The following is a 12,729-nucleotide window of genomic DNA, read 5'->3' on the forward strand; positions in this document are numbered from 1 at the left end:
TTTACTTGTTAGTCGAAGCCCCAAACCCTTGATATGGCAGAGAGGGTGGGATTTGAACCCACGGTACGCCGGAAGACGTACAACAGATTTCGAGTCTGCCTCCTTCGGCCTCTCGGACACCTCTCCAAATTAAAAATCTCTACAATATACAATTCTATGTGCATCTATTTCCCTTGTCAAGCATTGGATTGATCTAATACTCGGTTTCTTTTAGCCTCTTTTCTCTTTTCACGAATCCCCCGAAAAAATTGAGTGAGTAGATCGCTACATTCTTGTTGTAGCACGCCTGATTGAATCTCTGTCTGATGATTAAAACGAGTATCCTGAAGCAGATTCATCAAGGATCCCACACAGCCTGCTTTTGGATCTAAGGTTCCAAAAATGACCCGTTTCACTCTTGATTGAATGATAGCTCCCGCACACATCGGGCAAGGCTCTAACGTAACGTATAAGTCACAGTCTATCAAACGCCAACTACCTAACCGCTCCGCCGCCTCCTGAATCGCAATCATCTCCGCATGAGCAGTAGGGTCTTGATCCTTTTCTCGTAGATTATAACCTCTCCCTACAATTTCACCTTGAAACACCACGATCGCCCCAATAGGGACCTCGCCAATCTTCTCGGCCTTTCTTGCCTCTTCAATCGCAACTTTCATATAAAACTCTTCCATATCATTTTCCTCTCGGTGTCATAAACAACATGCTAGTGGGGAAGCAGACTCCCCCACTACTTTTAATGACTCGCCGCACCATTAAAATGAAAAGTCGACAACATTAAATCAGGTGCCTTCACCGTACTCATCGAGCCTGGCCAACTGTGCAGTTTCGATTCATCCCCCACAGCCACTACCTGATTAAAAGCACTTGAAATCTTCTCCGTAAAACGCAGATTCTTAACTGGTGAAACAATTTTACCATTTTCAATGTAAAAAGTCCCACCGCGTGTCATGCCTGTAAGTAAGATCTCCTTTGAATGAAGTACCCCCACATAGTGGAAGCGTGTAATGAGGATTCCTCGCTCCATCTGTGCAATCATATCCGCACGAGACGTTTTTCCTGCTTCCATATGAAGATGAGAAGGACAGATCTCCATAAAGGATGGACTCAAGGGATACTTCGCATTCCCGGTTGATTTACACCCATACTTCTTGCCGATTGCATCATCATAAATCATACCTGTCGCGACTCCATCTTGGATCAACGAAACCTTTTGTTTTGGAAGCCCATCCCAATCAAAACCATCAGGCAATCCTTCTTTTCCCAATGGATCTTCACTAATGGAAAGTTGCTCACTTAGTACACGGTATCCCATCCGATTCGATAGGAATCCATTCCCTTGATGATACGTAACAGGGTTGAAAGCAAGCACGCCTAAATAGGATAGTAACTCTGCTGTTGCCTTTTGTTCTAATATAACAGGGTAATCACCAGCAGGTAACTCGATTGCACCTTCGCTTAATTGACACTTCTCAATCGCTACGCGTACCACTTCTTCTGCTTGTAGATCATAAAAGGATCTTTTCGTATCTGATGCATAGCCGGATCCTGTTTTCCCTAGCACAACCGCATGAACCTCGGCCTTCGTCCGCCTTCCATAAACCCTTACTCCCGAACTATTGGCTACTGCTTGATCCATCACTTGAACCTGAACGGCTCCCGCAGCTCTTAGGTGATTCGCTACTGATTTTGATACAATCATTTCTACCATTTTAGCCATCTCAGTTGCCGTTACTTGTTCTGTCGCTTCATCACAGCCATTCACCTGAGGGATGATTTCTTGCTCAGGGAACCCAGCCACTGTAGGGTGAATCGGTGCAAATTTGGCCAACTCTACCGCTTGTTTTACGGTGCGATACAAGGTTTGCTCATCAAATTGATTACAAGATGCCATCCCGATCCGTCCAGATAAGATCACCTTTACAATCATCGTATGATCTTGTTTGCGTACATTTTGGATAATTTGATTGTTGGCGTACCGGGTTAAAGTGTGTTGGTCTCCCAATAAAAAACAGGCAATGTGATCTGCTAACCCTTGTCCAGTATTAATCACAAAGTCGCACGCTTGTAGAAAAGCTTTCGCTACCGTATGCTCTTGAATTTTCATCTAGCTCACTCCAATCTGTACCTGACGAAATCTAGCAGTCGATGCACCGTGACTCACAAAAATGGTTTGAAACGGCTCACCTTTTCCACAGTTTGGAACCCCCCATAATTGCCAATCATCATGGGCAATCGCATCACACTGAGACCAAAATTCAGGACTATTCGAAGTATAGAAAGGATTCTTTAGCATTCTAATCCGTTTCCCATCCCTAATCTCCCAAGCAATTTCACAACCAAATTGGAAGTTATACCGAATATCATCGATACTCCAGCTTTTGATACCTTCCATGTAAATCCCCGATTCTGTGGTGGAAATAATCTCGTCAACCGTAAAATCACCTGGCTCTAAATGAACGTTAGTCATTCGTACGATCGGCACATTCTGCCATCCCACTGCTCTCATCGCCCCTGAACTTTCTTTATGAATACGAGGAGCCGTATCCCTGCCGCTCAAATAACCAACAAACTTCCCATCCTCCACAAGAGGAGTCCGTTGTGCAGCGATTCCCTCATCATCATACAAATAGGTGCCCACTCCGCCTTCCGTGGTAGCATCTGCTGTTAAATGAACGATCTCCGAACCATACTGAAAATGATCCAAGCAATCCGATGTAAGAAAGCTCTCTCCTACAAAGCCGGATTCCTCACCGAGAGCACGATCCAACTCGACAGCATGCCCACACGACTCATGAATCTGAAGCGCAAGCTGGGAACCATGCAGAATCAGAGTTTGAACACCTTCTGGACAATCATCTGCTTGTAAAAGTTGCACCGCCTCCTGTGCCACCCGCTCTGCCTCATCTACTAATCCCAAACCTTCTATATATTCATAACCCGATTGTTGAAAGTTACCTTGAAACGTATTCGGATAAGATCGAACTTGTACATCTTTCCCATCAGAAGCAATCGCCTGGATTCCTGCACCCACAACCGTTGTCTCCTGATAAATGTGAGAGCCTACACTATTTAAAAAGAGCTTTTCTTCTCGATGCATATACATCATCGATTTGGCAACCGTCACCTCAGGCTGTACCCGTAAGGCCGCATTAGCCTGCTCTAACAACTCCATCTTCTCTGCTAAGGGAACATCGAACGGATCCCTCTTTAAGGAAGTACGATATTCCGCAACTGCTTTTTCAATTGGACTTAATGCCAAATTTTCTTGGCGGACGGACCCACTTGCTTTCGCTAGCTCGATTGCTTGGACGATACATTTTCGAACCTCTTGCTCACAATGCTTCGGGGTACTAACAAACCCCCATCCTCCCTCTACCAAAACCCGAATCCCAATCCCTTGATCCTCATGATACAGAAGCTTCTCTAACTCCCCATTATGGATTTCGATTTCCTCTTTAATGAATTGGGAAACACGAACATCCATATATTCTACGCCTAGATTCTCAGCCTCTTGAATTGCGAACTTAGCTATGTGCTCCATAGGTTCCTCCCGAACAAGGATTCAAATCTTATTTAAATAATTCATTTCTTAATCGCATTTTCCTTTAAAAATAAAAAAAGACCTAGAATCATTCCTAAGTCTTTTTCTTACATTTTAGATACAGCTACATCTGCTTTACACGTTGAGCACGTGCCATAGATTTCAAATTTATGCCCTGTTATATCAAAGTCTTCAGGCTTTCCTAAAATTGCATTCATCGGACAAACATGGAGCGTCCGCGTCTTCCCACAAAACGTACATATGAGATGATGATGATGCTCATCCCCTCCGCAACAAAAGCGGTAACGCCTTTCCCCTTGCCACTCAGTTGTTTCCACTATGCCGATATCTTCAAATAAAGCTAGGTTGCGATAAATCGTATCAAAGCTGAGGCCTGGATAATCTTCCTGCATATAATCCAAAACCTCTTTCGCACTAAGATAACGACTCTCGCGGTAAAAAACTTCAACTAACCTTTTACGCTTACCCGTATATTTATAGCCATTTCTCTTCAGTATCTCGAGTGCCCCTTGTAAATCCATTTTACAATCGCCCCTATCACGAATCTATGGAAATCACCGTGCGATCAGATAAACAACTTTTTTGATCAAAAACACACATAACAAAATCATGATAGAAACTAACACAATGGCCCCACCAGAAGCTAGGTCAAAGCGATAGGCAGCCACTAGTCCTAAAATAACAGATAATTCTCCATATAAAATAGAAGCAATCAATGTATGTCGAAAGCTATTCGTATGTTGTAAAGCAGTCGCTACAGGTAGCGTAATTAACGCCGATACTAATAAAATCCCAACTACTCGAATAGAAGAAGCAATGACAAGCGCAACCACTACAATAAACAGAAAATGAACCATCGAACGATTTACACCTGTTAAAACCGCATTTTCTTCATCAAACGACAAAGCAAATAATTCCTTCCGAAATAAAATCAGTACCAATAGTGTGATTGTCGCCACCATTAAAATCATCTGCAATTCATCCGTTCGTACTGCTAAAATATTTCCAAATAAATAACCTGCAATATCCACATTAAACCCGTCCGCAGCACTAATTAGCACAACCCCTAGTCCGACGCCTCCAGACATAATAATAGGAATCGCAATCTCCGAATACGAACGATACATCCGTCGCAATCGCTCTACAAAAAGAGAACCCATTACCGAAAAGCCCATCCCCATGTAAATAGGATTAATCTCTGTAAATAGATTTAATTTCTTCTGAAGAAATAAACCTGCCGCAACTCCTGCTAACGTAACATGGGATAACGCATCTGCAATTAGCGAAAGCCTTCTCACAACCAAATATACACCGATCAACGGAGAGATCAATCCGATTAAAAGCCCTGCATAGAGTGCATGTTGTAAGAAATCATACTGTAAAAAATCCTGGACCAAACCGCTTACCTCCCTCCACTCTAGTGATGATGATGCTCTACTAGCTGAATATCATAGTCATACGCCGCTGAGAGAATTTCTTTCTGACGGCGCTGAAATTCGGATGCCTCTCCATGGAAGAAGAGTCTCTTATTTAGACAGGCCACTCGATCCACATAAGAAGAAATGACACCAATATCATGTGTAACCATGATAACGGATAATCCTTGGTTTTGATGAAGAAACCGCACCAATTCATAAAATTGAGTGGTTGACTTTACATCCACTCCAACAGTAGGCTCATCCAATATCAATAGCTGCGGATTCCCCACTAAAGCCCTCGCAATAAAGGCTCGTTGCTGCTGTCCGCCAGATAGTTTCCCGATGTTCCGATTAGCTAGATGAGATAATTCCACCTGCTCAATCACTTCATCCACACGTTGCCAATCTGACTTTTTATATCTTCGAAATAACCCAAGCTTTCCTGCCAATCCAGATGCTACAACCTCCCGAACCGTAGCTGGAAATCCTAGATTAAAGCTATTTGCCTTTTGTGAGACATAACCAATTCTTGAGCGCTCCTTAAAATGAGCAATCGGAGAACCAAAGAGGTCGATTTCTCCTTGTTGCGACGGCATCAATCCCAGTATAATTTTCATCAAAGTGGACTTTCCAGAGCCATTTGGCCCCACAATTCCTAGGAATTCCCCTTCTTCGAGAGACAGAGACACATCGTCAAGCACCTTTTGATTCCCATAAGAAAAATGGAGATGGCTCACCTTTAGTATAGGAGTACTCATGTTACATCGCACCTAATGCTTTCGCTAGATTTTCTTTATTCTTTCTCATCACACTAAAATAATCTTGCTTGTTCTTAATATCTTCAGTTGTTAATCCCTCTAGTGGATTTAAGATAAGCGCTTCTGCCTTAACCTCATTTTTCACTACATCTGCGATCTTACCACTAACCAATGTTTCGAAAAAAATGTACTTTACTTGATGCTCCCTCGCTTCATCTATAATCGCTTTTAGCTCTTTCGGCGTTGGTTCATCCTCGGGGGAAAGCCCTGATATCGAAATCTGCTTTAAGCCATAACGATGAGCTAGATAGCTAAACGCGGCATGAGAAGTAACAAATTCTTTCTTTGTTGCTTTTTTCGCCATCATTTGGAACTCCCCGTCCAACTGATCAAATTGTTTCTCAAGCTCAGCAAAATTTTTAGTGTATTCCTCTTTATGCGTTGGGTCAGCCGATACAAGAGCATCATAAATCTTACGGGATTCTTTCTTAGCCAAAGTAGGATCTAGCCACACATGTGGATCCATCCCTTTATGATCGTGCTCGTGATCGTGCTCCCCCTTGGTTTCACTCTCTTTCGAAACCTCTTCTGACGCCAGCCCCTCCGATGCATTCACAATTTTCGTCTTGTTTTTACCTAGATTGGAAGCTGCCTTCTCCGTCCATGACTCAAACCCAGATCCATGGTATAGAAAAATATTTGCTTTACTTAACTTCGCTAAATCTTTTGCAGATGGCTCAAAATCATGAGCTTCCGTTCCCGCTGGAACGATATTGGTCACTTGAACATGACTCCCACCAATTTTCTTAGCAAAGTCCTCTAGTGGATATAATGTCGTCACAATCGATACCGAACCATTCTGATTGGTGCTATCCTTCGATTCCTTTGACGAACAACCTATTACAGAAGTTAGAAAAAGACAAGACGCTACTATTCCGTAAAGATACTGTTTTCTCATACCTATTTTCCTCCAGAAGCTTTCATTGTATAAAGTAACATCATTATATAGGAAGGGATGAAAGAATGTAAATCGTAAATATTACGTTTTAAATGTTCTTTATTACATCTTTCACTTCATCTATTATTTCCGTAATTGCAGACACCTAACAAAAATAGTAAGAAAAAAGCCCGCTCTACGCAGGCTTCAGCATGTCAACAAATTATAAAATTGCTATGCATCCTTACTATTAACTAGCTAGTGGTTTCATAGATGACTCTTGTTTCGCTGCTTTTTTCTTCCCTAGGTATCTTCCACCTATCTGTGTCAAGATAACAGCTCCAACGAAATACCCCAATACAATCAATGCATCGTGATATACAACGGCCTCGTTACCACTCGATAAGATAGCTCGTAACCCGTGTACCGTATAAGTCATCGGTAAGAATGGGTGGATCATCTGGAAGAAGTCCGGGGTCAATTCAATCGGATATGTTCCTCCACTTGATGCCAATTGGAACATCAAAATCACAATCGCCATAAAACGCCCAACATTACCAAGGTACGTCACTAGCATTTGGTTAATAGCGATAAATGTAACTCCCATTAACATCGTAAAGACGTACAACCAGATCGGTAGTTCCACTTTAATTCCCAATCCTTGCGTTAGGGCTAACGAAGTAATAACCGCTTGGATCATCCCGACGATACTTACCATCCCTAGTCGTACTGGACGATACGAGATCTTGGATGAGAATTGGAAAATATCAAAGATAGTAAAGAGAATCATCGCCCCTACCCATAAGGAAAGGGAAAGGAAGTAGGGCGCAAACCCAGTCGCATAGTTTGTTACCTTATGGAGCTCGTTTTCCTTAACATCAACTGGATCGGACATAACAGATTCCTTCTCGGTATCAGCAACCAATGATTCCTTTGCCTTATCCACACCGTCTTGCAACTCAGAAGCTAGTCTGTCTGAACCCTCATTGATGATTTTATCTAAGCCTTTAGACAGCTTCTCCAAACCAGCTTTCTGTTGAGTGACTCCATCTGCTAGCTTAGCACTACCATCTGCTAATTCCTGTGCTTTTTTCAATCCTTCCGGGATCTTACGTTTCTTCTCTTCTAGCTTCGCGATCTCGGCATCAAAGCTAGTTGTCAGTGTCTGAAAAGACTTCGCAAATTCTTTGTACGAAGAAGGGGAAGACAGCTCTTTTAATTGCTTATCTAGTTTGTTGGCTTCATTTTGACTACCTGTATTCCGTTCTTGGAGTAAATGAAGGGTATCTTGGAGACTTTTTACACTGGGTTCGTTAGCTAAATCAGGGTGCTTTTTTATCAAATCATCTAGATTTTGACTCGCTTTCCCCTGTAACTGAAACTCTTCCTTCAAACCCTTAATAACGGGAAATAGATCTTTCCTTTCTCCATTATCTATCTTATCTTCCTTTTTTTGAATAAGATCGTTATATTCATGTACTTTACTCTGTATCTTCTTAATGTTGTCCTCAGTAATATCGAGCTTTTTTAACCCTTCTTCTACCTCTTTAATTGTCTGTTGAAGTGTCGAGACAAGCTTCGCATTTCCTGACGCTACCTCTTTAGCACCATTTTTAATTAATTCTGTCTTAGCAACAATTGTATCAGTGCCATCTTTCGCTTCTTGTATCTTATCCGATAACGTTTGCGCTCCATCAGCCGCTTCTTGAAGTCTGTCCGTGCTCTTATGCAGCTCAGCAAACATTTCTGTTAGAAACTCTTTGGTCAGCTGATTTCCTATATCCGTTTTTAATGTTTGAACCACACTATTCCCTAATCGGCTCGTTAAATAGTTTTGACTCGGATCAGAACGATATTCGATCAGGCTTTGAAGCGGTTCAGGGCTATCCACTGTTAATGCTTTCTCACTAAAATCCTTCGGAATAATGAGTGCAAGCGCATACGATCCATCTTTAAATCCTTTTTCCATCTGCTCACGATTCACAAACTCCCATTTCACTTTCGAATTATCTTTCAGCTTATCTACTATCTTTTTTCCTGCTTCTACAGTGCGATCAGACTTATGTGCACCCACGTCTTCATTTACCACAGCTACTGGTAAATACTTCACATTTTCATATGGATCAAAAAAGGCCCACAAATAAATAAAACTATATACCAGAGGCAATGCCAATACACCCAGCATGGCTAATCGCATCGATTTATTTTGCCAGATCTTCGCAAAGTCTGAGTATTCAAGGAGAAGAGCTTTCGCGTTTTTTCGTTTGGACATTACATACATTCCCTTCAAGTCGGAAAAACTTTATTTTCATATATAAAAAAGCATTGTTTATGGTTTAAAAACTGACTGGTCAGTCAATGCCTATTGTAGTATAAAAATATGCACAAAGGAAGTACTTTGTGCCTCAAAATAGTATCTATTTTATTAACAAACTACGGAAAACGAGCTGACTCAAACTTTGAATGATCATCTGAGTAACTTCCTCTGACTCTTCAGAAGTCCATGCATTATCTTCGAGAGCATATAGTTTATGCAAAACCAATACACTCCCTGCTCCAAAGATTGCGATGGCCATCTCAGAAGGATAATCAAATTGGAAATCGCCAGTGGCAATCCCTCTTTCAATCAGCAACTCGATTAGCTGAATATACTCACGAATACTCGCACGAAACTTCTGTTGTCGCTCCTTGGTTCCAAATGCTTCATTCAGAAGTAACTTCGCCAATTTCCCATTCTCCATAAAAAACTGACTGTGAGCCCGGATCAATCCGTGCATCTGATCGACTGGGGAATCCTCACTATCGATATGGCGCTTTGCACAACCAATCAACTTTTCCATACCCTCGTCCATTAATCCGGTAAACAAATCCTCTTTGCTCTTAAAATGATAATAAATCGTTCCCTTTGCTACACCTGCCGCCTGTGCAATATCATCCATCTTCGCTTGGTCAAAGCCTTGATCAGAAAATACCTCTACAGCCGCTTGAAGTATAACATCCACTTTTTGATGGCGCATGGTAAGCACTCTCCTGTATCCGTTCGATGTAAGAACATCTTACATGGAAATGCAAACGTTTTCAAAGGGAAAATTTAAAACTCTAATGATTACCTTAAAACAACTGGATAAACCCCATCATTTTCTGGGAAATAATTTAGTCATCTATACGGAATCCCTACCCTCAAGTCTTACATCTGCTACTTTATTCTTTCATTCAACTTTTTCAATATAGGCAATGCTACAGATAAAACACGGATGAGCAAAACGAGAGCAACAACAGATAATGCAAAAATAGATACACACGCTAACAACCAAATGAAACCAAACCATTCAGTCATCATTCTACAAACACCTCATTGTCTCATTATTGAAAATTCATCCTTTAAAATAAAAAGGCTCTGACATCATTTCCCCGATGACAGAATCCTCGAAACCCCTTGATAACATTGGCGCACCCGAGAGGACTCGAACCTCCGACACCCAGTTTAGGAAACTAGTGCTCTATCCTGCTGAGCTACGGGCGCATAGCACAATTTCTAATCTCCATCCATTATATAACGAAGATCCCCTACTCACAATAAGAGCAGGGGATCTTCGTTAACGCCACTGAACTTGAAAATGAACGAGCCACTGATTAAATTGTAGCCAGTAGGCTAGTAGGGCCGGGACATTCATCAATTGCCCGAACCAGGGAAGATGCTTCTGTTGTAGATCTTGCCTTACAAAGCGTTGAACAACTCGATGATCAAGGAAGTCCCAGATAGGTGCTTGTTTATCAAGGAGTAACTCTTTCACTTTCTTTTGCATGGTTTGAAGATAAAGAGGATGATGTGTTTTAGGATAGGGACTCTTTTTCCGTTCGATAATTTCATCTGGCAAAATCCCTTTTAATGCATGGCGTAATAAGCCCTTCTCTCTACCATTATGCGCTTTCATCTCCCAAGGAATATTCCATACATACTCAACTAAATGATGATCACAAAACGGGACTCGAACCTCTAATCCGTAAGCCATACTCATGCGATCTTTTCGATCCAGAAGAGTGGGCATCCAGCGTGTTAAATTCATGTAAAATAGCTCTTTCATCCGCTCCTCTTTCGGAGTGTCTTGATCACATCGTGGAACTTCCTCTAGCGCTTGCTGATATCGCATTTCCACGTATTCCTTTGGCTGAATTTTATTTTGCACGTCTTTTCGGATAAAAGGAATCCGCTCATGTGTTAAGCGTGCCCATGGAAAAATATCTGCTTGAACCATCTCTTCACGATGGAACCAAGGATACCCCCCAAATACTTCATCTGCACACTCTCCAGAAAGACAAACGGTTAAATCCTTTTTAATCTCTCGGGAAAATAGCATCAACGAACTATCAATATCCGCCATCCCAGGAAAGTCTCTGGCGATGAGTGCTCTGGGGATATAATCTATCAACTCTTGATTATTCAGGTATACAACATGATGATCAGACTGCAAGAACTCGGCCATCAACTGTGCCCATGGGGAATCCGCATTAGGTTGGAATTCATTTTGCTCGAAGAACTGATCATTATCCTGATAGTCAATCGAAAATGTAGTTAACGGACCTCTATCTTCTTCACGAAACACCTTTGCTGCGACCGCGGAAATCGCACTCGAATCCAGCCCCCCTGAAAGCATCGTTCCAATCGGGACATCTGAGATTAATTGTCTTCGAACCGAAGACTCAAACAGCTCGGTTACCTTCGTAATGGTTGTTTCAAAGTCATCTTCATGAGGTCGACTCACTAACTGCCAATATGGATGGATTTGAATGCCTTGCCTAGATATCTTCAACCAATGCCCTGGCTTTAATTCCTTAATATCACGAAACACACCTTCACCTGGGGTCCTAGCTGGTCCCATCATTAGCACTTCGGCCAACCCTTGCTCGTCTATGACAGGACGAATATCTGGATGTTGCAACAAAGATTTTATTTCAGATCCAAATACAAAGGTATCCTTCACATGGGCATAAAATAAAGGTTTAACCCCAATTCGATCCCTTGCGATATATAGTTCTTGTTTTAATTCATCCCAGATCGCAAATGCAAATATACCATTCATTCGTTTAGGCGCATCCACTCCCCACTCTTGGTAAGCAGCCGGAAGCAGTTCTGTATCACACTGAGTAGTAAAACGATATCCGAGGGTCTCCAATTCCGTCCGGAGCTCAGCCATATTGTATAGCTCGCCGTTGTACGTAACCACCATCTGCTGGTTGCCAAACTGCTTCACCATAGGTTGTAAGCCGTTCTCTGGATCCATCACACTTAATCTCCGGTGCCCCAATGCCACATGCTTGCCGATCCAAGTCCCTTCCGAATCAGGGCCTCGCTCGGCATGTTGTTTATTCATGAGATCAATGATTTTGGTCTGATAGCTCAAATTTTCCTCGTAATTCATCCACCCTACAATTCCACACATCCGTCTTCCTCCCCTAAGCAGTATCAATGTATGTATATGTAGCAAAACAGGGAATTTTCCATGACTCGTTTGATTGACGAAAGAAAATAGACTTTTCCATTTTCTTGTGGTATCATGAAATTGCACAACACTAAAAAAGTTGTGTTAAGCCAATTTTTATGTCTCCACTCAATACCTATAAAGTTGCCTTAAGTACAAAAGAGCATTGTCTTTCGAAAAGCGAAGGACAGTGCTCTTTGCCATTTATGCTATTTTGTGAAGTGTTTGTTTCTTATTTTTAAATTTATAATAAAAATGTGTTCAATATAATAATTTATTGACCAAACTATCCCGAGGAGATGATCCATATGTCACGTAAAGACATCAAGCTTGCACTGAAGGCAGATCACCCTGCTGGCCAAAAGGACATTGAAGTTTCACAAGAGGAGCTAAACCGTATTAGTGGCGGTGGCTTGAGCGACAGCGACCCTTGTATCGGTACGGTTTGTCGTGTCATCACCACAATCATCGTTACAACCGCTGCTGAAGGTTGCGGAATGAAGAGCTCATGGGCTACTCCATGTAAAAGATGCTAAGAATGATATAAATGGACGTTATAGCATATTGAAAATTT

General features: G+C 41.9%; 11 protein-coding genes and 2 tRNA genes. 1 reads left to right on the forward strand and 12 read right to left on the reverse strand.

All coding sequences use genetic code 11. The annotated features are described in order from the left end of the window. Positions 1–34: 34 nt before the first annotated feature. The 12 genes from EDD57_RS01525 to asnB form a co-directional block, all read right to left on the reverse strand. A tRNA-Ser gene (locus tag EDD57_RS01525) sits at positions 35–126 on the reverse strand. Positions 127–176: 50 nt separating this feature from the next. Further along, positions 177–671 (reverse strand): tRNA adenosine(34) deaminase TadA, encoded by a 495-nt coding sequence (gene tadA, locus EDD57_RS01530; protein WP_131847665.1) that lies wholly within the window; start codon positions 669–671, stop codon positions 177–179. A gap of 62 nt (positions 672–733) precedes the next feature. Further along, positions 734–2,104 (reverse strand): TldD/PmbA family protein, encoded by a 1,371-nt coding sequence (locus tag EDD57_RS01535; RefSeq protein WP_131847667.1) that lies wholly within the window; start codon positions 2,102–2,104, stop codon positions 734–736. Next, positions 2,105–3,541 carry a TldD/PmbA family protein gene (locus tag EDD57_RS01540; protein ID WP_131847669.1) on the reverse strand — a complete coding sequence of 479 codons (1,437 nt, stop codon included), beginning with the start codon at positions 3,539–3,541 and terminating at the stop codon, positions 2,105–2,107. It lies immediately after the preceding gene. A 107-nt stretch (positions 3,542–3,648) separates the two neighbouring features. After that, a complete protein-coding gene (locus tag EDD57_RS01545; protein ID WP_131847671.1) occupies positions 3,649–4,083 on the reverse strand; it encodes a Fur family transcriptional regulator in 435 nt (144 codons plus the stop codon). Positions 4,084–4,116: 33 nt separating this feature from the next. Next, positions 4,117–4,959: a metal ABC transporter permease gene (locus EDD57_RS01550; protein ID WP_131847673.1), complete on the reverse strand. Its 843-nt coding sequence runs from the start codon at positions 4,957–4,959 to the stop codon at positions 4,117–4,119. 20 nt (positions 4,960–4,979) lie between these two features. After that, positions 4,980–5,738, reverse strand: a complete 759-nt coding sequence (locus EDD57_RS01555; RefSeq protein ID WP_131847675.1) for a metal ABC transporter ATP-binding protein — start codon at positions 5,736–5,738, stop codon at positions 4,980–4,982. A gap of 1 nt (position 5,739) precedes the next feature. Continuing rightward, a complete protein-coding gene (locus tag EDD57_RS01560) occupies positions 5,740–6,696 on the reverse strand; it encodes a metal ABC transporter substrate-binding protein (RefSeq protein ID WP_131847677.1) in 957 nt (318 codons plus the stop codon). Positions 6,697–6,925: 229 nt separating this feature from the next. Next, entirely contained in the window at positions 6,926–8,947 is a 2,022-nt protein-coding gene (locus EDD57_RS01565) for a YhgE/Pip domain-containing protein (protein ID WP_165873628.1), read from the reverse strand. A 145-nt stretch (positions 8,948–9,092) separates the two neighbouring features. Then, entirely contained in the window at positions 9,093–9,692 is a 600-nt protein-coding gene (locus tag EDD57_RS01570; RefSeq protein ID WP_131847681.1) for a TetR/AcrR family transcriptional regulator, read from the reverse strand. A 429-nt stretch (positions 9,693–10,121) separates the two neighbouring features. Next, a tRNA-Arg gene (locus EDD57_RS01575) sits at positions 10,122–10,198 on the reverse strand. A gap of 73 nt (positions 10,199–10,271) precedes the next feature. After that, positions 10,272–12,116: an asparagine synthase (glutamine-hydrolyzing) gene (gene asnB / locus EDD57_RS01580; RefSeq protein ID WP_131847683.1), complete on the reverse strand. Its 1,845-nt coding sequence runs from the start codon at positions 12,114–12,116 to the stop codon at positions 10,272–10,274. Between the two features lie 347 nt (positions 12,117–12,463). Here asnB and EDD57_RS01585 point away from each other — a divergent pair, with 347 nt between their 5' ends. After that, positions 12,464–12,691, forward strand: a complete 228-nt coding sequence (locus EDD57_RS01585) for a hypothetical protein (RefSeq protein ID WP_131847685.1) — start codon at positions 12,464–12,466, stop codon at positions 12,689–12,691. Positions 12,692–12,729 lie beyond the last annotated feature (38 nt).

The sequence above is a fragment of the Baia soyae genome, from assembly GCF_004341445.1.
Classification (GTDB): domain Bacteria; phylum Bacillota; class Bacilli; order Thermoactinomycetales; family Thermoactinomycetaceae; genus Baia; species Baia soyae.